Below are 21,891 nucleotides of genomic sequence, written 5' to 3'. Positions count from 1 at the left end.
ATGATTCGCGGCATGGAGACGCGGTACGGTGTCCCAGCCGGGCGGCGCTTCGATATTCCTTGCACACAACAAGAACTGGACCGGATCCGATCGTCGCAGCGTGGGCAGCGGGATCACGATGTTACCCTGTACATCCGCAAAGGAACCAAATGGGTGGTGATCGCCAAGCATGCCTACCCGCCGGGGCTGTACCGTTCCCCATCAGGAGGTCTTCATCCCGGCGAGGATTTCGAGACCGGCATCGCGCGTGAGGTGAGCGAAGAAACCGGCTGCGAAGTATCGATCGACCGGTTCCTCCTCAAGACCAGTGTGCGTTTCTTCGTCGGAGACAGCTCCGTGACGTCATCTGAAGTACGCTGGCGTTCGTTCGTCTTCCTGACTACCTACCTGCGTGGGGATTTCAACTATACGGATCACCGCGAGATTCGCGAGGTCCGTCTGGTCGACTGGTCAGAGTTTGCGTCGTTCGGCAAGGTGATGCGCACGATGGGCATGGGGGGACTCTGGTACCGCGCCGAACTTCATGAGGCGGTAGCCGAACTGCTTGAAGCAGAATCTGCCACCTAACGCGGCATCCAGATATTTTTGGCCTCCACCTGTTCCGCCTTGTAGGGTAACTGCAACGGCTGCCTGGATTCTGTGAAGAAAAATATCCCCTTGTAGTTGGCCAGATATTGATTCTTCCTGGTGAATACACCACCGAATCCCGTGACCACGAGGGGCGCATCCGTGCGCACAAGGATCTTGGCGAACTCACCGGGTTCGAGTCGCACAATGCCGCCTGCTGCTTTGATCGCGTTGGCTATCGCGGCCGCCGCCGCGCCCCCTTCCGCACCACCATAATACCCTGCCATGTACCTAACCTCCACTGCACAGTAACATGTTTATTCGAGTTTCGATTTCTTGCCGGTCATTTCAGTGACGTCGATCCTGATCACCGCGATCTCCTCCACCGAGGCATCGGCATAGACGAAACCGTCACGACCGGTGTATTTCCGCATGATCACGTCGAGCGCCTGGCGCTTCTCGACCGGACTCTCGACCAGGGATGCGTTGCCATACCCTACGACACTCAGATACCGCATACTGAAGCTGCACGCTTTGACCGATGTCACCAGTTCCGCGCGCGCCTCCATCTGGAAGCAGACGAGCGGATTTCGCCTGATACACTCAATCTTACGCCCCTCTGGAGCGGAATGCATATAAAGGCGGTTGTCCTGATAGCCGAAATTCATCGCCACAACATACGGCCGATCGCTGTCAACAAAGGCGAGATGGCATACAAGCGCCTCTCTCAGAATGGTCTCGATCAGACCGCGGTCGGTGATTTCTTTGTCTTTGCGCCGCATGCAGGAGTCTCGCTGCTCGTTACACCAGACTATCCATCTGTTTCACCTGATCCCGGAACAGATCGATCGTGGCCAGCACTGGCTTGGGTGAACTCATGTCGACACCGCATTTCTTGAGCAGCTCGATGGGATGATCTTTGCCGCCGGAGGACAATAGTTCGAGGTAGCGTTTGATAATTCCCGCTTCCCCCGTGAGGAACATCGCCATGATCGCCTGCGAGGCGGCATACGATGTCGCGTATTGATACACGTAATACATGTTGTAGAAATGCGGGACACGGGACCATTTGAGTTTCGAATGCTCGTCCAGTTCCATGATCGGACCGTAGTACTGCTCCGTCAGCTTACCCCATACCTGATTCAGATATTCGGGGGAGAGGGCGTTGCCGCTTTCAACTTGTTCGTGAATCACGAGCTCGAAACGCGCGTACATCACCTGGTGAAAGAACGTGCCGAGCGTGTTGTCGAGATGCCGGTTCAACAAATAGAGCCTGGCCCGCTTGTCGGTCGTCTTCTCCAGCAGATAATGCAACAGAAGTCCCTCGTTGAGGGTCGAGGCGACCTCGGCCACAAAGATGGAGTATTGTGATTTGGCGTACGGCTGTGTTCGGTTGGACAAATGGCTGTGCATGGCGTGCCCCATTTCGTGCGCCAGCGTAAACATGTTGTCGACCGTATCGTTGTAGTTCATCAGCACGAATGGATGCACGCTGTAGTTGCCGTAGTTGTAGGCGCCGCTCCCTTTTCCCTCGGTCTCGAACACGTCCACCCAGCGAGTCGTAAAGGCATGCGACATCGCCTGCTGATACTCCGTCCCGAGCGGTTTCACCGCCTCGAGCACCTGGCGAACCGCATCGTCGTAGGGCACCTCGTAGTCATATTCCGGAAACAGCGGACAGAACATGTCGTACGGCCGGATCGTGTCGAGCCTCAGTATCCGCTTTCGGAGCGTCACGTAGTCGTGCAGGGCGGCCAGATTCGCCTCGGTGCTGTCGAGGAGCGAATGATACACCGACGCCGGGATATTGTCACCGTCGAGCGCCCGGTGAAGGCAGCTGTCGTATCGGCGCGCGCGTGTTACGAATACATCTTTGTTTACGCTGGCCGCCAGCGTGGCGGCAATGGTGTTCAGGTGCGCCTTGTACGAAGAATAGAAGCCGTCGCTGGTATCACGCCGGACTCGCTGATCTGATGATTCAAGTAGTTTTGCAAACCGCTGCTTGGTGAGTTGAACCTCGTTGCCGTGCTCGTCGGTAATCACCGGGTAGGTGAGGTCGGCATCATCGAGCATGCTGAAGATCGTATCCGGCCCACGTGAGACCGTGCTGGCCATCGCCAGGAGCTCCTCCACCTCGTGCGAGCGAACATGCGCCTTGGACCGGATCAGTTCGGCGATATAGAAATCGTAGACATCGGTTTTGGAAAACTGCGCCGCCATCCGCAGCAGTTCCGCCTCCGGTATCTGAAGCAGTTCCGGTTCAACGAAAGCGAGGGCGGTGGACGCCTCCGCCGAGAGCATGGCGGCTCGCTCGGTCATGGCCTGGTACTTGGAGACCCGGTTGTCGAGATCCTTGTTGAGAAACGCATACTGATACAGGTTGAAGAGCAACATACCAAGCTCGCTGCGGATTTCAAGACAATCGTATAGAACGGACGGCGACTCCCGAAGGCGACCGGCAAACAACTTGGCGTTGTCGACCATCTGCCTGGCGCGTTTGAAATCCGCCTCCCAGGAACTCTCGCTGGCATAAATATCCGCCAGATTCCAGGTGTACTGTTGGTCTATCTCATCGCGCTTTGGTTGCGCAGCTGGTTTCGCGTGTACGGGCATACGTGGTCCTTTTCGGCAGGGGGTTGCAATACGTACCGTGACCAATATCCGGAAAAGTGCGACCGTCGGCAAGTGGCGTTGGCGTCAGCCGCGGCTTGACTTTACCGGCGTCGGACATAGCTTTCCGCTAAAACGATCAACGAGGAATCTATCACTTCATGTCGGATCGACCGGGGCAAACCGCACATACGGCACGGTGGGAGCGCCGCAGTTGCATTGGGCTGGTCGCTCTCTTCGTTTTCTTATTCCCTCTCGCCCTCATTCACGGCGACATCCAGACCGATGAGGCCTGGCTGGGGCAGCAGGTACTGGCGCTGGTCAACACGGGGGAGGTGGCTTCCGCTCTTTTCCGTGATGTCCCGCCACTTGATGGCCACATTGTCGTGTACCATAAACTACTCATCTGGTGCGGAGCGGCAATCTCACGAATCGCCGGATGGGGAATCCTGCAACTCCGCCTTATCCCGGCTCTGGCCGGCCTTGGCGTTCTATTGTTGCTGTTGTTCCGTCCGATTGCCGACAGTACGCGCCGCGTGCGCTTTCTGGCTGCAAGCATTCTGGCGTTCACGCCGCTGTTTTGGGATTACATGCGGATGTTCCGCCCGGAGATGCTGCTGCTTGTGTGCGGGTTTGCCGGTTATCTCGTGCTGGAACGCGCCACCGTGTCACGCCGCCTCAGCGCCGTCGCAGCGGCAGGTGCACTGACAGGGTTGGCCGGCCTGTCACATGCCGCCGGTCTCGCGTTTGTGGTGGCAGGGGTAATCGCGCTCGGCATCGAACGACAATTCAAGGCAGCGGGGCTGTTCGTGATATGCGCCGCGCTGACTTTCTCGCCGTATCTGTCCGGTCTGATAACTGACCCGGATCTGTTCGGAAAGCAGTTGTTCGTGAACGCGTTTACGGATGCCAGATTGTCGCTCGCCTGGTGGCAGCCGATCACCAATCTCCTGAGCGAGCATACCCGCCTGTTTCGCAAACCAGAGGTTATCGGCCTATCGGTCGCATTCGTCCTGGCATTGGCGCTCACCACCAAATCGCAGTGGCGGCAGCAGCGATTTTTCTGGGTATTCCTGCTCACGCTGATAGTCGCAGGGGGGATGGCGCCGCTTCCGAAAATCACCCGCTACATGCTGCCGTTGACGCCGTTTTTTGTGCTCGCCATCGCGCGGGCGTGGGCTGAGCCGTCTGAGAATGAACGGATTGGGCGCATGGTCCGGAAAATTCTGGTCGGTTGGCTGGTTCTCTTCTTTGCCTATGGCATATTCGCGCTGGGGTCGGCCGCCCTATGTAACTGGAGCGTTCAGCGCGACACTAACCAATGGTTGTCAGCGCAGATAGAACCGGGCTCAATCGTCATGGCACCGTTCGATTTCGTCTTCAACGGGTCCAATCAATATGTGGTGCAGAGCTGGTGGGGCTGCGAGCGGGCAGCCCATGAACTGCCCACACCTGCTTCGGTCGAGGAGTATGCTTCAAGGACGGGTGTACAGTATATCATTCTGGATTCACTGCGATTGGCCAAACTACACCTGGTGCCGGAACAGATTCCGGATTCATTCCGCCGGTATTCCCCGTTGTTAGGCCTGACCGCACGCCAGCGATATTTGCTTGTTCGAAAGGAATGAGAAAGGCCGCCGACCTTGGAGGGTCAGCGGCCCCATGCATCTCGACTTGGCTTACTTCATCTTCTTGGCCGGCATGTCTCGGCCCCCCTGGTGAAGCACCAGGCTGCTGACCAGTCCGGCGTGGTCCCGCACGAAAGTGATCTGCGCGTCCACTACCTTGAGAAAGAACTGCGTTTCACTCCTGGGGAATATCTCCACTTCCTGTTGTCCGGTCGCCTGCGTGAGGATACGGCTGCCGTCACGCCTGACGGTCAACACGAATCCCGGTGAAAGTTCGTATTCCCCGACATACTGGTCGTACACGGAAGGATCGACCTGCGCTACTGTTGTCGAGGCCAGAAGTTGCGCCGCCTTGTCGCCGTCCACCCGTTTCGCCATCACATCCGCCCCTCGTTGGTGCAGGACATGGCCCACGATGCCGCCGGAGGCGTCACGGACAAATGTCATTGTTATCGAGTTGTCGGACTCGTAGTAGAATTTATCCCTGCTTTCGGGGAGCAGCTGGCTTGTCCCGCCCCCGCTACGACGGGCAAACAGCTTGTCGCCGTCGCGGAGCACCAGCCGGTACTGCTCGGGGCCGATCTCATAGGCTCCCACATACTGGTCCAATGCACTCGGTTCGATCGCTATCGACGTCTTCTCGACCGGCATGTCGTACGGTTGCTCATAGGCGATAGCCGCCAGTGCCGACGTGATCGGGTTAACCCTGGCCTGCTCGCTGTTGGCGAGAACGATAGCACAGAACGGCACGTCGACGAAGCGAATGAAACTGCTGACAAAGCCGTCGATCCCCCCGTCGTGCGTCACCACCAGGTGCCCGTACAGCGTATCAATCACCCAGCCGTAGCCATATTTCTCCTTGAAGGGCGTGAACATCAGGGCCCTGGAATCGTTATGCAGCATTCTCTCGCCGCGAAGCGCCTGATCCCATCGATACATGTCCTGTACCGTCGAAAACAGCGCCCCCGCAGCATACGAGAACGAGCCGTGGACATACCGGGCGGAGACCAGTCCGCCTGTCTCATCCGGCGCATAGCCGCTGGCCATCGCTATCTCCCTCTTCGGATCGCCGGCGACCCCGGAACTACTCATACCGGCCGGTTTGAGTATGTGTTGGCGAATGTAGCCCTCATAGCTCTGGCCGGACACCTTCTCGATTATCGCACCCAGAACTTCGTAACCGGAGTTGCTGTAGCGAAACGCCGAACCCGGCTCGAATTGCAGCGGCAGGGTGTCAAAGGTGTGTAAGAGATCCGAAACCGTGATCGGATCATGGCGCCGTCCCACAACATCGGCAAGCTCCGTGTAATTCGGTATACCGGAGGTGTGGGTGAGCAAATGATGGATCGTCACTTTCTGAGCTGTCTCACCCGGGTAATCCGGCAAATACTTGCCGATCGGGGCATCGAGGTTCAGTTTTCCCTTCTCGGCCAGTTGCAGGATCGCAACAGCCGTGAACTGCTTGGTCACTGAGCCGATCAGGAATTCCGTGTAGTCGAAATTCTTCGTCAGCGACTGAGCATCCGCATAACCGTACCCCTTGGACAGCAGGATGTCGCCGTCCTTGGCCACCAGCACAGCCCCCTGGAAATGCTGAATTCGTTGCGCCGCTTTCAGATATTCGTCAAGCTTTTGCTCAATGGTCTGGCCGGATAACGGTAACGCAAAGACACACGCCGTTGCTGTCATCAAGAGTACAGCCAGAAACCGCCCCGCTTTTCCACGACGATCTCTGTTGCTGAACATGTTCGCTCCCATCATGTATGATCTCCCTACTGCCATAGCCAAAAACCGCTTCGGCCACGTGTAGGCAACTGTATACGGATGGTCCAGAGAGGTAGTTGCGCTAATAGCGGCCCACAATATCACATTTCAATCTGTCGCGAGATGTGATGTCATGTCCGCATCGCTAGTGGACTATTTGCACCGGAGAAACACGTCCTTAAGGTGTTACCGTTGCGGAAACTGGAGGTTTCCTTTACCTTCTGTATGTGCCTGAACTACCGGAAGTTGAAACGGTTGTCCGCGGTCTACGCGACACCCTGTCGGGGCGTATGGTAGCGCGGGTCGAGCTGCACGCCCCAAAGTCCTCGATCGTGGTCAGCCCTGCTGTTGGGTCTGGTTTCGCGGAGTCGCTCCGTGGTCGCGCCATCAGGGATATAACGCGTCGCGGCAAGAATATTCTGATATCACTTTCAGGTAATGTCACACTCTGGGTTCACCTTAAGATGACCGGCCATTTCTTCTATGTGCCTCGCTCGACCCCCCGGCAAAAGCACGATCTTGTCATCTTCGACTTTGAACAGGACAGTAGAGTTGCCGATGATATGCAGCTTCGCTTCTCCGACTACCGCCGCTTCGGCAGGCTGCGTCTGTATAGTGATTCAGAGCTCTGGCAACAGAAGGGACTGCGTGATCTTGGTCCGGAACCGCTCCAGATATCGGCCGCTCAGTTTGTCGAATTGTGTTATCGACGGCCCCGCATGTTCAAGCCGGCGCTTCTGGACCAGAGCTTTCTAGCCGGGCTGGGGAATATCTATGCCGATGAATCACTGTATCACGCACGCATCCACCCGCGCCGAATCACGACGTCAGTCTCCAGAGAGAAACTGAAGGACCTCCACGGTCATATTCGCAGCCTATTGCAGCGGGCGATCCGCCTGATGGGGACCTCGGTCGACAGCTACCGCGGAGTGGACGGGCAACCGGGGTCATTCCAGAAATATCTTCGCGTATACAGCCGGGAAGGGGAGAAATGCGGCCGCTGCGGGCATCTCATTGAGAGGGAGAAGATCGGCTCGCGATCGGCACACTTCTGTCCAAAATGTCAGCGGTTGCCGCGCCGATAGATTGCTGTCAGGCACTGCTCAGAGTAATTCAAGTCTCTTGCCGCTCTCGGAGTCGAAGAAAAGCAGGTCGCGCGGGTAGATCGTAAACCTTACCGGCAAGGTCGGTTCCGGTGGCGTGGCGACTGTCATAACTGTCAACGCAAGCTCCCGATACGACAACACCATGACATAGTGGTCCCCCATGTACTCGGCTGATACCACGTGCCCGGTGAAATCCCCTTCCGGGTGGATTGCTATAGCCTCCGGTCGGATGCCGAATCGGACCCGTGTCCGATCAAGCTTGTCGAGATTCCCCGCGAACTCCAGCCCGAACGGCATCAATTTCGTCCCCTCAAGCGAGCCGTCGATCATGTTGATTTTGGGCTGCCCGATAAAATTCGCCACGTATTCGCTCACGGGGGATTGGTACAGCTCTTCGGGCGTGCCGATCTGTTCGATACGCCCGCAGTGAAGCAAAGCGATTCGGTCCGCCATGGTGAGTGCTTCGGCCTGATCGTGCGTGACATGCACCATGGTGCAGTTGAGTTCCTTCTGGAGCCTCACGATCTCCTGGCGCATGCGGACACGAAGATCGGCATCGAGATTGGATAGCGGCTCATCCAGAAGAAACAGCGAGGGTTGCCTGATGATCGCCCGCCCGAGCGCCACCCGCTGGCGCTGGCCACCGGAAAGTTGCCCCGGCTTGTCTTTCAACCTGTCCGCCAGTCCCAACAGTTGGGCCGTCTGCGAGACCCGCTGTCTAATCTCGTCTTTTTTTACACCGCTCACCTTCAGCGGGAACGCCAGATTCTTCTCGACACTCATGTGCGGGTACAGCGAATAGTTCTGGAATACCAGCGCAATATTCCGATCTCGCGGGCGAAGTTCATCGACACGGCGGCCATCGATGAATATCTGTCCGCTGTCAGCCTGTTCGAGCCCGGCAATTATTCTCAGGAGAGTCGATTTACCGCATCCTGACGACCCAAGCAACACGAGCAGTTCACCCCCTGTCAGTTCGAGTGAGATGTTGTCAAGCACTCTGGAATCAGCGAAGGTTTTGGAGACATTGTTCACTGAGAGTCCCGGCATGTCAGTGTATCTCCTCGATCGCGCCGGACGCGATCCGGAATTTCCGGCTTTCGGCGGCAAGACCGACCGGCGGCTCTCCGGCTGTGGTCAGAAATAGCTGCTCGTAGCCGGCAAACGCTTCGACCAGTGCCTGGGACCTTCCGCGATCGAGTTCCGCGAATATTTCGTCGAGCAACAGGATCGGTGTGGTCTCCCGCTTCCGTTTCAACAGGTCATAGACGGCCAGTTTCAAAGCGATGGCCGTGGTCCGCCATTGCCCCTGCGAGCCGAAGGTGCGTGCCGGCATCCCTTTGATCTCGATGGCCAGGTCGTCGCGATGCGGTCCCACGAGAGACGTGTGCGCTGCCCGCTCCCGCTCCGCCAGACTGGCGAGCCGGATCTCAAACGACTGCTCTATAGCCGGAATGTCCATGCTTTCAGCTCCGCACGGGACCGACGGTTCATACCGGAGTTCCAACCCCTCCCCCTGAGCAATAGCCCGGTAACTTTCGGCCGCCGATTGTGAGAGCTCAGTGGTGAACTGCACGCGGGCCTGTATGAGCCGCGCGCCGGTACTGATCAGGATACTCTCAAACGGCGATGGGTCCATTTCTGCCTTGAGAGCAGCATTCTTCTGTGCCAGAGCGCGCTGATAGTCGGTCAGGTCCACCAGATATCTCCGGGAGAACTGCGAGAGGTAAATGTCGAGAAACAGACGCCTCATGGACGGTGGTCCGGATATGATCTCGCTGTCTTCGGGCCCGGCGGAGACTACGCAAAAGCGGTCGTACAGCTCGCTTTGGCGAACCGGTGACTGGTCGATGGTAATGCGGCGTCGCCCGGCTCGCTGGTATGCCACCGCCAACGTGTGCTCCTGACCGTCGTGGCACACCACTCCCTCGAGACGATACACCTCCTGGCCAGTTTGCAACAACACGCTGTCGGCAGCGCCGCGCTGAGAACGGCCCAAGCAAAGCACGAAAATGCCTTCAAGGAGATTTGTCTTGCCGGAACCGTTGTCACCGTACAAGACATTGAGTTTTGGCGAAAACGGGACTGTCAACGACTCGAAATTCCGGAAATGCGTCAGGGTCAGTGCCGAGACAATCATGTCAACTTCCAACAATGGAAATGGCAGATGCTGACATCTCCCACCCGATCATCCCTTGCCGTCAGTCTCACTCGGCCAAGCGAAGCGGCATGACCAGACACAGAAACTCTTCTTTGGGTGTACCGGGACTGTACACGACACCGGCTGCAATCGGTGTGGAGAGCTCGAATAGTACCTCACCGCCATCCATGCGGGTCAGTATATCGTTAATATAGGTGGCGTTATAGCCTATCTCCACCTGCTCCCCTTGGTAGTCGCAATCCAGTGTCTCTTTCCCTTCGCCGCCCACATCGGCGTTGCTGGTGGACAGTGTGAGTGAGCCCTTCTTGATGGCAAACTTCACCTGATGAGTAAGGGCGTTAGAGAGAATAGAAACTCGCCGCACGGCGCCTGACAGTTCATCCTTGGATACAGTCAGCTTCTTGTCACTACTGGTTGGAATGACCTGCTCAAAATTCGGATATGGACCCTCGATCAGGCGCGATGTAAGAATTGTATCGTTGAGATTGAAGATGATGTTGTTCTCACCAAAAATAATACCAACCTCCTTTTGTTCACCATCGGTGAATTTGGGGATCAGGTTGAGGACTTTCGGCGGGATAATAATATCCTCCGCCATTCCCTTGAGACGGCTGTTTTCCATGGACACTTTGGCCAGACGATGTCCGTCAGTGGCCACCATCTGCATCCGGTCCCCCTTCGTCTGCCAGAGTACCCCGTTGAGCGCCGGGCGCGTTTCATCTGTGGAGCAGGCAAAGGTTGTTTTACGAATCATCTTAACCAGATCGCTACTGTCTATTTTGATCTCACGCTTTGTGTTAACGGCAGGAAGTTTTGGGAAATCCTCAGGCGAAACACTGGCGATCTTGTATGAACCGTTGGGTATTCGAATTTCAACACGCTGATTAGCCGCCTCAAACGTAATCTCCGACTCGGGCAGTTCGCGAATAATCTCAAAAAGTATCCTCGCCGGCAAAGCTACCGAGCCCTTCTTAGCAACCGTACATTCTACGCTGGCGGTGATCGAGATATCAAGATCCGTAGCGGAGATCTTCAACTTGTTCTCCAACGCCTCAATCAGCACATTGGTCAGAATCGGTAAGGTTGACTTGGATGGTACTACCTGAAGGACTGACTGCAGGCAATTACTGAGTTTCGTCTTTGACAAAGAGAACTTCATTGTCGGACTCTCCTGCTCGAAATCATACACACGCAAATAATATTGTTACCCGGTTATATCTCTATATACTGATGATAATAATATCTGTGGAGATGTGAACAAGCCCAACCGCAAAGCCGCTTGTACTCTCACATCCTCCATAGATGCATATCATTATTGCACTGAACATGGCCGGAACGACTATCCATATCCCTGTTGACAGATACTCTGCAACTCTTCGTGTTACTCACAATAGCGTCCCGGCGTGAACTTGCCCAGTTACATTCACACGGTTACCCACAGATTGTCAATATCAATATAGCAGAGCTGCTGTAAGTTTGTCAATTTTATCCCGAAAAGAATGGTCAGTGGCCATCCGCTTGGAGATAAGATCGCAGGCGTGGATAACCGTCGAGTGGTCCCGACCACCGAATGCCGCACCGATGGTTTTAAGGGAGTTATCGGTCAGTGACCGCGACAGATACATGGCTACCTGCCGTGCGAGTGCGATCTTGGCGGTCTTTTTCTTGGCTGTCATCATCCCGGACTCGATACGAAACGTATCCGCCGTCTTCCGCTGAATTGCCTCGATTGTCACTTCCTTCTTGTGGTCGGCATGCGTATCGGACAAGATCTTAGCTGCCAGTTCAAGGTCGACCGGTACCCCCCGGAGCGCTGCATACGCCAGCACTCGCGTCAACGCACCCTCCAGTTCCCGAATGTTGGTCCGGACCTGCTCGGCAATATGAGTGATCACAGCGTCGGCTACACTCGCACCTTCATCAACCAGCTTCTTCTGAAGGATAGCGGTTCGGTTCTCCAGATCCGGTGCCTGAAGATCGGTCACCAGACCCCAGGAGAAACGGGACAACAAGCGTTCTTCGAGCCCTTTGATTTCCCTGGGAGGACGGTCACATGTGAGAATGATCTGTTTGCCGGCATGATACAGCGTGTTGAACGTATGGAAGAACTGCTCCTGGGTCGACTCTTTGCCGGTGAAGAACTGGATGTCATCGATGATCAACACGTCGACATCGCGATAAACCTTGTGAAAATCCGAAATGCTCCGGTCGGAGATCGCCGAAATGAAATCGGAAGTGAATTTCTCTGAGGTGGCATAGACTATCCGCTTGGTGGGAAACTGCTCGAAAATGTAGTTGCCGATTGCCTGCACAATGTGCGTTTTCCCGAGCCCGGTGCCGCCATAGATAAACAGCGGGTTATACCGCGTCATGCCTGGCCCCTCGGCAACTGCCTTGGCCGCAGCACAGGCGAACTGATTGAAGTCACCAACCACCAATGACTCGAACGTGTACTTGCTGTTGAGGTTGTGGTGGTAATTGATGGCCGGCAACGCCACGGGCATTCCCATGGCCGCTTCAAAATTGAGACTTGTCTGGTCGGTACCGTCGCTCTGCCCGGTGACGATATAGACCACCTCGTACGGTTTCCCCAGCACCTCGACGAACGCTTCATCGATCAACTCGCGGAAATGGTCGTCAATCCAGTCGGCGACGAACTGGTTGGGGACCGTTACCTTGAACTCCCCGCTTCCGTTCGGTTCTCCTTTCGTGTGTTTCAACCAGATGTTGAATGACTGTTCCTTGACTCGTACCGCCATGTACTTGAGACAGTCATTCCACTGTGACGAGTTAGACACGTTTTCCGACATGTACGAACCCCCTCGGTCGTTTATTAACATGTGAGGTTTGTCCTAATTCCTTTCCGGGCCGCAAATTGCGATACGTCACCACGGCTTGTGAGCACGTTCCCCACAATTTTATTCACACGATCAGTGGTGAAATGATTTTCTAACGTGATTGCGTTTCGGGAGTTCCGAGATACCCCCGGAATTTATCCACACGCTGCCAACAATTTGCGACTCGATACAATTCACGAGTATAAGTATGACATCGTCGCACAAACGTCAAGCGCTCCGAATCAAAAAAGAGTGTCGATCCTGAACGCTTTGCCCGATAGCGTATTAGGTGTGGATATCTTTGGAATCGACTGGAGTCCCCGCGGCAAATCGCCTGTGGATAAATTTTCGTGAGCGGCAAACAGTAATGTCACCAAAAGGTTATCGTTACTGCATCCTCTCTATTGTGCGCGCGATTGCTTCGAACGTTGCAATCTGCAACGGCGTCCCGTCGAGTGCGACCGGACGACCGGTGTCGGCCCCTTCCCGAATCGATGTATTCAGCGGAATCTCGCCAAGAAACGGCACTTCCAGCCGCTCGGCGAGCATCTTGCCGCCGTCCCGGCCAAATACGTACTCGCGGCGACCGTCGGTTTCAAAATACGCCATGTTCTCGATCACGCCAATCACACGCAACTTGGTGCGTTCGGCCAGCTTAGCCACTCGTCCGGCCACGTGCGTGGCGGTTGCCTGCGGGGTGGTTACTACGAGCAGTTCGGCCGCCGGGATTGCCTGCGCGATTGTCAGGGTCACATCGCCGGTGCCGGGCGGAAGGTCCAAAAACAGAAAATCCAGATCATCCCAGGCGACATCGCTCAAGAACTGGTTGATCGCCTTGTGCAGAAGCGGGCCGCGCCAGATGACCGGATCATCCTCATTGACGAAAAACCCCATCGAGACCACTTGAAGGTTATCCCCTTTGCGAAGCGGCACAATCTTGTCGTCTATGATGGTCGGCTGCCCCTGGACGCCGAGCATGCGGGGCACTGAAAAGCCGTACACATCGGCGTCAAGCAGTCCCACTTTGTGTCCCAATCGCGCCAGCGCAGCCGCCAGATTGGTGGTGATCGTCGATTTGCCCACGCCCCCCTTGCCCGATGATACCGCGATAAACCGTTTGGCAAAATTGACTATTGAAACCGGCTCGCGCTGCGGGCCGCGTGCAAACCCCAGTTTTTCTTTGAGTTTCTCGCGCTGCTCATCGGTCATGACATCAAATTTCACGTTGACCGACTCCACCCCTGGAATCAGTCCCAGCCCTTTGGTCACATCGGCGTTGATTTTCTCTTTGAGCGGGCAGCCCGGGACCGTGAGAGTGATCCCGACCGTCACATTCCCCCCCTGGATATCGACAAACTTCACCATATCCAACTCGGTCAGCGGTCGCTTGAGTTCGGGATCCTCGATCCCGGACAGGATATGGAGAACAGCTTCCTTACTTAGCATGCGAACCTCGTGTTTGTCGATGTAACGGTATATCGGACAGTTTGGTTTCCGCAAATGTCCGTTCCAGTTCGGCCTGCGCCTGGCAGTACACCTGCAGCAGGCGGCAGTCGGGATGATGGACACAGTCCGTTTCGCCGACCTGGCATTCAAACATCGTGAGTGCTCCCTGCATCGCCTCGATAATGCTCAGGATATTGATCTCCGATGCCGGACGGCTGAGCCGGACGCCACCACCGTACCCGCGCACGGACATGAGCAGCCCCGCCCGGGTCAGTTCCGAGACAATCTGCGGCAGATACTTGGGCGGAATCGCTTGGCGCTGTGCGATCTGATTGGCGGTGGCCAGATGTTCCGGATCGGCCGCCAGTTCGCTCATGGCCCGGATAGCGTACTCGGTCTTTTTGGTAATCACGTGGGGAATATACGCAATGGAGTGCTTGGCGGACAAGAAAAATGCCCGAAGTCGGAGGCAAAGCTGAGCCAGCGGGACAATGTAGGCCGATTTTGTCCCGACCGCGCCGACGCCTTGACAATGTGATATCATGGACAATATATTTCAATCAGAACATTAGGTTTGCTGACAAACTGCCTGAGAGGAGGCGCACGGTGAAGGGAAATGACAAGCTGATCGCCACGCTCAACGGCCTGCTGGCCGAAGAGTTGACTGCTATCAATCAGTACATGGTGCACTCGGAGATGTGCGACAACTGGGGGTATGGCAAACTGCACGAGAAGATCGAAAAACGCGCGATTCAGGAGATGCACCACGCTGAGAAACTGATTGCGCGGATTCTGTTTCTGGAGGGGGCGCCCGAAGTGAGCAAGCTCAACAAAATCCAGATTGGTCAGGATGTCGAAGCGCAGCTCAAGAACGACCTGAAAGGGGAGCACACCGCCTCCAAGCTGTATAATAAAGCGGTCAAACAGGCTACCGAGGCCGCCGATAACGCCACACGGGAGCTTCTGGAGTCGATCCTAAAAGACGAGGAAGAGCATGTGGACTGGCTGGAGGCACAACTCGACCAGATCAAGCAGGTCGGCATCGAGAACTACTTGGCGCAGCAGATAGGGTAGGTCGATTTCCGCAACGTATCGTCGCGTCAAGCGGAGTCGAAATGCGACTTTCCCGTGGCTCGGGAGGCAGATCAAAGAGACCAGTCATTCCGAGCCGTCGCCGAAGGCGGCGAGTGCGAGGAATCTGTCACGTTCGCGATGAATTGACTCGTTCGTATGGTCGATTTATGTCAGAGACAGATGGTCGCGTCGAGCGGAGTCGAGACGCGACAGTGTTCTCGATCGGCTAATCCTTAAACAGATCGTCGAAATTCTTCTTCCGGGTGTCCTTGGTGTCGGTTCTGGTGGAGATGCCGCCCGGGCGCTTGAACACATCCCGCATCTGGAACAGATCGCAGAAGTTGGACTTCTCCTTGTTGACGATATTCTGATCCACCGTCTCCCGGCATTGATAACGTCGGGTGGGGTCGAAATGACGGCACCCGCGGCAGCAGCGAAGGTCCGCCAGGCAGTGGGGGCAACTGTCGTTGCGGGTCACTTTGTGTTCGATACCGGTTGGGCGGCCACAGTTCCAGCAGAGCAAGCCGCCGGTGGGATTGGCCATACATTGACCTCCTTAGGAAAGTGAAGGCAAGATACACCGAAAGGCTCGTGTAGGTCAAGACCCCATCGAGGGTTTAAGCGTGGGCAGGGGTCTTGACACTCAACACAGTTGCTCATCCGCCCTTACGGGCACCTTCTCCCCAGAGGGGAGAAGGGATGGTGACAGTTCTGTTGTCCTGAAAGTATATCGGTGTCTCTCTGGCGCGGAGTACCAAACGAATTTCTCTCCCCCTTGGGGAGAGGATGTCACGAAGTGACAGGTGAGGGGTGAAGTGAAAAGTCCCTTGGCCCACCCGCAAGCGAGTGGGCCACCAGTACTGCGTGCGCTGCTACTTCCCCTTCAAATTCGGCCCGATCATTTCCGCAGGGCGGACTTTGTTCTCAAAATCCTCCGCGCTCAACAAACCGAGCGCAATGGCCGCTTCCTTCAGCGTCGTCCCCTCTTTATGCGCCTTTTTGGCCACTTTCGCCGCGTTGTCGTACCCGATATGTGGGTTCAGTGCCGTCACCAGCATCAGCGAGTTCTGCATATGCCTGCGCAGGTTCTCTTTCAACGGTTCAATCCCAACGGCACAATGCTCGTTGAACATCTCGCAGGAATCCGACAGCAACCGGATCGACTGCAGGACATTGTGGATGATCACCGGCTTGAACACGTTCAGCTCAAAGTTCCCCATCGCACCGCCGACGTTGACCGCAACATCGTTGCCGAGCACCTGCGCGCAGACCATGGTGAGCGCCTCGCACTGGGTCGGGTTCACTTTGCCGGGCATGATCGAGGAACCGGGCTCGTTTTCCGGAAGCGCCAGTTCCGCCAAACCCGCACGCGGACCGGACCCCATCCAGCGGATGTCGTTGGCGATTTTCATAAGCGAGCAAGCGAGGGTCTTCAGCGCGCCATGGAACTCCACCAGGGCGTCATGCGTGGCGAGCGCCTCATACTTGTTGGGCGCCGTCTTGAACGGCTTGCCGGTGATCCTGGCGATCTCTGCGGCGCTCTTGACGGCGAAATCCGGATGCGTGTTCAGCCCGGTCCCGACCGCTGTCCCGCCCAGCGCCAGGAAATAGAGCCGCTTCATATTGTCGTTGATCCGCTCCAGGCCGAATGTTAACTGTGCGGCATAACCTGAGAACTCCTGCCCCAGCGTCAGCGGAACAGCATCCATTAGATGTGTGCGGCCAATCTTGATAATGTCGTTGTACTCGTTCGATTTCTTTTGCAGCGTGTCGCGAAGCTGTGTCACCATTGGGATCAGGCGCCGATGAATCTCCTCCACTGCCGCGATATGCATGGCGGTCGGAAACGTGTCGTTGGAGGACTGCGCCTTATTGACATCGTCGTTCGGGTGCACCGGCTTCTTGGACCCAATGACGCCGCCAGCCATCTCGATCGCGCGATTGGAGATCACTTCATTCACGTTCATATTGGTCTGGGTGCCGGAGCCGGTCTGCCAGATCACGAGTGGGAAATGCTCATCCAGTTTGCCGGCGATCACTTCATCGGCTGCTTTCAGAATCAACTCCCCTTTGTCTTTCGGGAGCAGACCAAGTTCCATGTTGATAACGGCCGACGCCTTTTTGAGAATCCCCATTGCGCGGATCAACTCACGCGGCATCCGTTCGCCCCCGATCTTGAAATGAAACAGCGAGCGCTCGGTTTGAGCTCCCCAGTAACGGTCGGCGCGGACCTTTATTTCCCCCATCGAATCGGTTTCAGTGCGATACTCCATATATCCTCCGGCATGTTACGAAATTCACAATAATCGAGAAGAATATACGGGTTTGGCCTGAAGACACAAGGGGGAGGGGAGTCGGGAGTTAGAAGCCCTCACCTGTCACTTCGCGACAACCTCAACCGGAGGGAGGAAAGTACCCAGCGCTCTGTTCTCGACTGCGCTCAAACCGACGACTATGAGTCATTCGTTGCCGAGAAGTCGCTTCGTCGCGTCGAGCGCGGACGAGACGCGACAAAACACAACATAGGTGACAGAAACTATGGCGATTCTGCCCCACAATGCGGGCGTCATGTTCAATCCCTTCTCCCCGACGGGCAGAAGGTGGCCGAGAGGCCGGATGTGGGTCCTGTACACGTTGGCCTGCATTCCCTCACCTGTCACTTCGTGACAACCTCAATCGGAGGGAGGAAAGCACCCAGCGCTCTGTTCTCGACTGCGCTCGAACCGACGACCATGAGTCATTCGTTGCCGAGAAGTCGCTTCGTCGCGTCGAGCGAAGTCGAGACGCGAACCAGACTGTGGTGTCGGGCGTCCCCGCCGTCACCTCGTAGTATCATAAGCCGTCAGGCAGGGACGCCTGACGGCACCTTTGAATCCTTCACCATACAGGAGAAGGTGCCAGAAGTCCCTGTCCCGAGTGTAGTCGTTTGGCCGGATGAGGGCATGTTTACTGATTCACATCCGCGAGCGCGGAATAAAACGGGTTGAACTTCACCTTCCGTGGTTTCTGCTGCGTAGGTATCCTGAACTCCTTCACCGGTTCGTCAATGAGCAGCCTGAGATACGATTTGGCGCCGCTTTCCAACTCGACCTCAACCGGCACGTACATCTTGAAATCGGGCGCCACGTTCTTCTGCTCGACATGCATGACCAGATCAACCCCGCCCTCGCTCTTTGGTGCTACCTGATAGCTGAAGTTGTACGTTGGAATGGCACTCTGCAGGACCCACTGATCGAAAAACCAGGTCATGTCGACCCCCGTGTGGCGCTCTACCAGTCGTTTGAAATCGAGAGTTGAGGCATTCCGTCCCACATAGGCCACGAAGAAATCCTGCATCATGGTGAGGAATCGGTCCTCTTTCATGGTCTCGAGATCCAGGAGCAATTGCCGAAGCATGTGCAGGATGAACGCCCCTTTCTTGTATATGATCAGATCATAATCCTCGAGTGTCTTTGTCGAGGCCGTGCGGTACCCCAGCGCGATCGGTCCGGATTCGGTATCCTCGCCGAAGATATAGTGGTGCGCCGAGAGTATCTCCTTGCGGTTGTCGTTCAGGCGGTCCAGGAATTTGTCGTTGCCGGATGTAGCCTGCAGGTACATAAACGCGCTGTACTCGGAGAATCCCTCGGAGAGCCATTGGTCGTGGTAGGTCTCGTATCCAACCCCACCCCCCCACCACTGGTGGGCAACTTCGTGTGATCGGTGGAGACGACTGAACCCCCAGGGGTCAGTGCTAATCCATGTAGCGACTCCGAGATGAAGAAAGGCTGGGAATGCCTCGCTGTGCGCGGCCAGAATCTCTGATACAACCATCCGGTCATGCGGATAGGCGCCGAAGAAAGTCGAATATAGCTTCAGGCTGTTTCTGACATCGCCGCTGACCTGCCGCTCCATGTGGGAGCCGGTACCAACCATCTCATAGGCCAGCGCCCTGCTCAGTTCGTTGTGCATACTCTCCGAGAAGTGTATCTGCACCGGCGGCTGCCCCTCTTCCTCGAAATCGTACTGCTTGAATGTGCCGATATTGAAGGCCACATTCTTGGCCGGGTTGTCCTGCTTGTACCGAGTGCGCAGTACGTGCTTTTCCTTGCGGCTTTCCACCAGCGTGCCCGTCGCGACAAACCCATAATCGGCCGGGGTGGAAAACTTCATGTCATAGGTGGCCCGCTGACCGTAGCCGTACCGCGGGTACCATTCGGCGCCGGTGCCGACAAAAAATTCTCCCATGTTCTTTTCCGCCACGTCTCCCCGGTAAAAGAAACGGAGGGTGAGTTTCTCTCCCATATCCAACACCCGCGGCATGAGCAATACCAGTTCGCCGGACTTGTGGCTTTCCTTCTTGTAGCGGACAAATGTAAGATGCCTGCCGGTGGAATCCAGGACGCTGTCCACCTGCAAATCCTCCAGGAGGTACAAGTAAATGATCTGGACCGGCGTCATGTTAACTTCGAAGCTCATGGCGACATCGGCATTCATCTCGCCGTTGCGGCTGATCGTGGCAGTGATGTCGTAGTGCCTCGTGGCGATCTGATCCTTGGCGATACCGTTCATTTTTTCGAGGGAGCCGTCGGCGAAGGCCGAATAGACACATATTGGTTCGAGCCATCGGCCATAACCAAACTGATCGTAATGCTTGAGAAAACTCACCTCTTCGCGACCGTAGGGGTCGTATTCGTACACCACCTGATGCTTTTGCGACAAGTAGGTGTTCACCAGCAGGTACGGCTGGCGACGAGGATGTACGAGGTTCTGAAGAGCACTGTAGACATGAATCAGCTTTTCGTCGTCGGTAAGAAACTTCATAAAGGAGCGCGCCCACTTGATGGTTCCCCTTTCAGTCGGCACGGGCGTGCCCGGCACGGAATCGAGGAGTCTCTGCATGATCGCCCCGTTGCACCAGAACTGCACGCGTTCAAACGAACGGTCGATCGAATCGGACTTAAAGAACCGTCGCAGCTGGTCTTTCTCCATGGGAATCAGCGGCGCAAACTGCAACCGGCCGGTTCCCTCGAAGATGCCGCCGTACCGACGCGAGTCGCCGTCGATCACCAGCGGCGCGAAGAACACGAGTGTTCCGGAATCCAACAGGAGCCTGAAATCTTTATGCTCGATGATGACATTGGCAACTATCCTGGCGGTGCTGCTGTCGAGCAACGGCGTCCGCAACTCCTGGAACGCCGTCAGAAGTGCGGTATCATCAGTGGCCCGAAGGTCCGGCGTGTAACCCGAAATACCGAGGAGCAGGCATCCCATCAGGGTTCGAGCAAGCGTCATTATTGCGATTGCGCACCGCCCTTTCTACTCATGTCGGGCACTCAGCCGACAGGACGATATGCCCGCACGAACGCCATCCGCTTTTGCAGGGCGGGGTGGCTGTAAAACCAGAATTCGATGATTGGGTTTGGATCCGGATCGGATAGGTTGAGCGCCGAGAGTTTGTCGAACGCAATCGCTGCGGTCTCGCCGGAAACACTGGTGATATCCATGCCGTAGACGTCCGACCGGTGCTCAAAATGCCGGCTGACGCCATTCATTACCGGCTGGAGCAAAAACGAAATGACGGTCAGATAGAGGAGCACTAACGGCAGCGAGGCAATATCCGAGAGCCGGTCAAATCCCCAGCGGCGGTGAAACCTGCTGATTATTCCGTGTATGGACAGATTGGTGAGCCACAGAATGACCAGAAGAAGCACGATCGCCAGCAGCAGCCCCCACCAGACATGATGCATGACATAGTGCCCCATTTCGTGCCCCATCACGAACCGGATCTCATCGGTGGTGAAGTTGTTGATCAGATTGTCGTAGAGAACGATCCGCTTGGTCCCGAACAGCCCGGTGACATACGCGTTCACCTTGGTGGACTGCTTGGAGGCATTCACCTGGAACACATCGGACCCCTCGATACCAGCCTTATCGGCCAGGTTCAAGATGGTAGTTTCGAGTTGTTTGTCCTTGAGCGGCTCAAATTTGTTGAAAAGCGGCGCGATGACAACCGGTGCGATCACAATGAAAAAGACCATGAACGGGATCGCGCCGATCGAAAACGACAGCCACCATTTGCGGAACCTCCCGATCAACCAATAGAGGAACCAGGCCGGAACGATGCCGAGCAGCATACTGAGTGCAAGCGAGAGGACGTTTTCGCTGAACCAGCCGGTGAAGGTCTGGTTCATGAAGCCAAAGCGGCTTTCGACGACGTAATTCCGATAGAAATCGAACGGGAACCCGAGCAGCCAGATCGTGGATAGGACGAGAACGAGATAGAGCCATGTGACGAGAAAGCGTTTCCGTGCGACCTGCGCCCATTGGCACAGTCGAGCCGAGAACCCCGTGAACAGGATCAGAAGTAACACCCCCACGCTGATGGCAAAATCAGCAAACCGCCAGAGCATGGTGAAACGGGAATAGGCGATCAGCTTCTCTTTGCGTTCGGGCGAGAGCGGGTAGACACTGGCCGCAGCCTGCGCGGTATCAGTTCGTGAGATGGTCGTGTCCGGCTGGGGGCCGGCGCTGTCGAATGCTTGTGCCGCCGCGTCCTGACCGCCAACAGGCACGGCCAAGCCAGCAACGAGGGCGACTGCCAACACTGTTTTGATCATTGATTTGTTCCAGTGATGTCGGTTTACGCTTGTGTCAACAAGGTAGAACGCAAGGGAAGCAGGGGAAAGCAAAAAAAGAAAACGTCGCCGGGGCGTGAG

18 protein-coding genes are annotated in these 21,891 nt (G+C 56.1%); 4 read left to right on the top strand and 14 right to left on the bottom strand.

Annotation, left to right across the window (positions count from 1 at the left end):
• The first annotated feature begins 12 nt into the window (after window positions 1-12).
• Window positions 13-567, top strand: coding sequence for an NUDIX hydrolase (locus AB1644_12585; GenBank protein MEW6051882.1), 555 nt, complete (start codon window positions 13-15; stop codon window positions 565-567).
• Here AB1644_12585 and AB1644_12580 read toward each other — a convergent pair.
• From AB1644_12580 to pepF, 3 genes are read right to left on the bottom strand one after another with little or no spacing between them, the layout of a single operon-like run.
• Entirely contained in the window at window positions 564-854 is a 291-nt protein-coding gene (locus AB1644_12580; protein MEW6051881.1) for a hypothetical protein, read from the bottom strand. The genes AB1644_12585 and AB1644_12580 overlap by 4 nt on opposite strands.
• 30 nt (window positions 855-884) lie before the next feature.
• Window positions 885-1,349, bottom strand: a complete 465-nt coding sequence (locus AB1644_12575) for a pyridoxamine 5'-phosphate oxidase family protein (GenBank protein MEW6051880.1) — start codon at window positions 1,347-1,349, stop codon at window positions 885-887.
• A gap of 19 nt (window positions 1,350-1,368) precedes the next feature.
• Window positions 1,369-3,180 carry an oligoendopeptidase F gene (pepF, locus tag AB1644_12570; GenBank protein MEW6051879.1) on the bottom strand — a complete coding sequence of 604 codons (1,812 nt, stop codon included), beginning with the start codon at window positions 3,178-3,180 and terminating at the stop codon, window positions 1,369-1,371.
• A 158-nt stretch (window positions 3,181-3,338) separates the two neighbouring features.
• Here pepF and AB1644_12565 point away from each other — a divergent pair, with 158 nt between their 5' ends.
• Complete coding sequence (locus AB1644_12565) at window positions 3,339-4,805, top strand: glycosyltransferase family 39 protein (protein MEW6051878.1); 1,467 nt, start codon at window positions 3,339-3,341, stop codon at window positions 4,803-4,805.
• Between the two features lie 51 nt (window positions 4,806-4,856).
• Here AB1644_12565 and AB1644_12560 read toward each other — a convergent pair whose 3' ends face one another.
• Window positions 4,857-6,551, bottom strand: a complete 1,695-nt coding sequence (locus AB1644_12560) for a serine hydrolase (GenBank protein ID MEW6051877.1) — start codon at window positions 6,549-6,551, stop codon at window positions 4,857-4,859.
• A 245-nt stretch (window positions 6,552-6,796) separates the two neighbouring features.
• On the opposite strand from AB1644_12560, the gene mutM reads away from it, so the two are divergent.
• On the top strand, window positions 6,797-7,654 hold the full coding sequence (gene mutM / locus AB1644_12555; protein MEW6051876.1) for a bifunctional DNA-formamidopyrimidine glycosylase/DNA-(apurinic or apyrimidinic site) lyase: 858 nt from the start codon (window positions 6,797-6,799) through the stop codon (window positions 7,652-7,654).
• A gap of 18 nt (window positions 7,655-7,672) precedes the next feature.
• Here mutM and AB1644_12550 read toward each other — a convergent pair whose 3' ends face one another.
• The 6 genes from AB1644_12550 to AB1644_12525 form a co-directional block, all read right to left on the bottom strand.
• On the bottom strand, window positions 7,673-8,725 hold the full coding sequence (locus AB1644_12550) for an ABC transporter ATP-binding protein (GenBank protein ID MEW6051875.1): 1,053 nt from the start codon (window positions 8,723-8,725) through the stop codon (window positions 7,673-7,675).
• A 1-nt stretch (window position 8,726) separates the two neighbouring features.
• Window positions 8,727-9,815, bottom strand: a complete 1,089-nt coding sequence (locus AB1644_12545; protein ID MEW6051874.1) for a DNA replication/repair protein RecF — start codon at window positions 9,813-9,815, stop codon at window positions 8,727-8,729.
• A gap of 67 nt (window positions 9,816-9,882) precedes the next feature.
• Window positions 9,883-10,995 carry a DNA polymerase III subunit beta gene (dnaN, locus tag AB1644_12540; GenBank protein ID MEW6051873.1) on the bottom strand — a complete coding sequence of 371 codons (1,113 nt, stop codon included), beginning with the start codon at window positions 10,993-10,995 and terminating at the stop codon, window positions 9,883-9,885.
• 292 nt (window positions 10,996-11,287) lie between these two features.
• Window positions 11,288-12,676 carry a chromosomal replication initiator protein DnaA gene (gene dnaA / locus AB1644_12535; GenBank protein MEW6051872.1) on the bottom strand — a complete coding sequence of 463 codons (1,389 nt, stop codon included), beginning with the start codon at window positions 12,674-12,676 and terminating at the stop codon, window positions 11,288-11,290.
• 384 nt (window positions 12,677-13,060) lie between these two features.
• On the bottom strand, window positions 13,061-14,119 hold the full coding sequence (locus tag AB1644_12530) for an Mrp/NBP35 family ATP-binding protein (GenBank protein ID MEW6051871.1): 1,059 nt from the start codon (window positions 14,117-14,119) through the stop codon (window positions 13,061-13,063).
• Complete coding sequence (locus AB1644_12525; protein ID MEW6051870.1) at window positions 14,109-14,663, bottom strand: Rrf2 family transcriptional regulator; 555 nt, start codon at window positions 14,661-14,663, stop codon at window positions 14,109-14,111. Before AB1644_12525 ends, AB1644_12530 begins: the two co-directional genes overlap by 11 nt.
• A gap of 62 nt (window positions 14,664-14,725) precedes the next feature.
• On the opposite strand from AB1644_12525, the gene bfr reads away from it, so the two are divergent.
• Window positions 14,726-15,193 carry a bacterioferritin gene (gene bfr / locus AB1644_12520; protein MEW6051869.1) on the top strand — a complete coding sequence of 156 codons (468 nt, stop codon included), beginning with the start codon at window positions 14,726-14,728 and terminating at the stop codon, window positions 15,191-15,193.
• A 226-nt stretch (window positions 15,194-15,419) separates the two neighbouring features.
• Here the strand turns inward: bfr and AB1644_12515 are convergent, their stop codons facing one another.
• The 4 genes from AB1644_12515 to AB1644_12500 all read right to left on the bottom strand — a co-directional run bounded on the left by AB1644_12515 (window position 15,420) and on the right by AB1644_12500 (window position 21,792).
• On the bottom strand, window positions 15,420-15,737 hold the full coding sequence (locus tag AB1644_12515; GenBank protein MEW6051868.1) for a hypothetical protein: 318 nt from the start codon (window positions 15,735-15,737) through the stop codon (window positions 15,420-15,422).
• A 328-nt stretch (window positions 15,738-16,065) separates the two neighbouring features.
• The gene (gene fumC / locus AB1644_12510; protein ID MEW6051867.1) at window positions 16,066-17,466 is read right to left on the bottom strand and encodes a class II fumarate hydratase; all 1,401 of its coding nucleotides are present in this window, start codon (window positions 17,464-17,466) and stop codon (window positions 16,066-16,068) included.
• A gap of 673 nt (window positions 17,467-18,139) precedes the next feature.
• On the bottom strand, window positions 18,140-20,467 hold the full coding sequence (locus tag AB1644_12505) for a M1 family aminopeptidase (GenBank protein MEW6051866.1): 2,328 nt from the start codon (window positions 20,465-20,467) through the stop codon (window positions 18,140-18,142).
• A 41-nt stretch (window positions 20,468-20,508) separates the two neighbouring features.
• Entirely contained in the window at window positions 20,509-21,792 is a 1,284-nt protein-coding gene (locus AB1644_12500; protein MEW6051865.1) for a M48 family metallopeptidase, read from the bottom strand.
• Window positions 21,793-21,891: the final 99 nt, after the last annotated feature.

The sequence above is a fragment of the Candidatus Zixiibacteriota bacterium genome, from assembly GCA_040753875.1.
GTDB lineage: Bacteria > Zixibacteria > MSB-5A5 > GN15 > FEB-12 > DATKJY01.
The sequence above is the reverse complement of the archived record's forward strand: the minus strand, read 5'-3'. Positions and strand labels throughout refer to the sequence as shown.

Bases quoted from the DNA above. Each gene is read 5' to 3' on its own strand.
- AB1644_12565 (MEW6051878.1), top strand. From the start codon at position 3,339: ATGTCGGATCGACCGGGGCAAACCGCACATACGGCACGGTGGGAGCGC.
- AB1644_12530 (MEW6051871.1), bottom strand. From the start codon at position 14,119: ATGCTAAGTAAGGAAGCTGTTCTCCATATCCTGTCCGGGATCGAGGAT.
- pepF (MEW6051879.1), bottom strand. From the start codon at position 3,180: ATGCCCGTACACGCGAAACCAGCTGCGCAACCAAAGCGCGATGAGATA.
- AB1644_12525 (MEW6051870.1), bottom strand. From the start codon at position 14,663: ATGATATCACATTGTCAAGGCGTCGGCGCGGTCGGGACAAAATCGGCC.
- AB1644_12575 (MEW6051880.1), bottom strand. From the start codon at position 1,349: ATGCGGCGCAAAGACAAAGAAATCACCGACCGCGGTCTGATCGAGACC.
- AB1644_12560 (MEW6051877.1), bottom strand. From the start codon at position 6,551: ATGTTCAGCAACAGAGATCGTCGTGGAAAAGCGGGGCGGTTTCTGGCT.
- AB1644_12515 (MEW6051868.1), bottom strand. From the start codon at position 15,737: ATGGCCAATCCCACCGGCGGCTTGCTCTGCTGGAACTGTGGCCGCCCA.
- AB1644_12550 (MEW6051875.1), bottom strand. From the start codon at position 8,725: ATGCCGGGACTCTCAGTGAACAATGTCTCCAAAACCTTCGCTGATTCC.
- AB1644_12585 (MEW6051882.1), top strand. From the start codon at position 13: ATGGAGACGCGGTACGGTGTCCCAGCCGGGCGGCGCTTCGATATTCCT.
- AB1644_12545 (MEW6051874.1), bottom strand. From the start codon at position 9,815: ATGATTGTCTCGGCACTGACCCTGACGCATTTCCGGAATTTCGAGTCG.
- AB1644_12580 (MEW6051881.1), bottom strand. From the start codon at position 854: ATGGCAGGGTATTATGGTGGTGCGGAAGGGGGCGCGGCGGCGGCCGCG.
- fumC (MEW6051867.1), bottom strand. From the start codon at position 17,466: ATGGAGTATCGCACTGAAACCGATTCGATGGGGGAAATAAAGGTCCGC.
- AB1644_12500 (MEW6051865.1), bottom strand. From the start codon at position 21,792: ATGATCAAAACAGTGTTGGCAGTCGCCCTCGTTGCTGGCTTGGCCGTG.
- dnaN (MEW6051873.1), bottom strand. From the start codon at position 10,995: ATGAAGTTCTCTTTGTCAAAGACGAAACTCAGTAATTGCCTGCAGTCA.
- AB1644_12505 (MEW6051866.1), bottom strand. From the start codon at position 20,467: ATGACGCTTGCTCGAACCCTGATGGGATGCCTGCTCCTCGGTATTTCG.
- dnaA (MEW6051872.1), bottom strand. From the start codon at position 12,676: ATGTTAATAAACGACCGAGGGGGTTCGTACATGTCGGAAAACGTGTCT.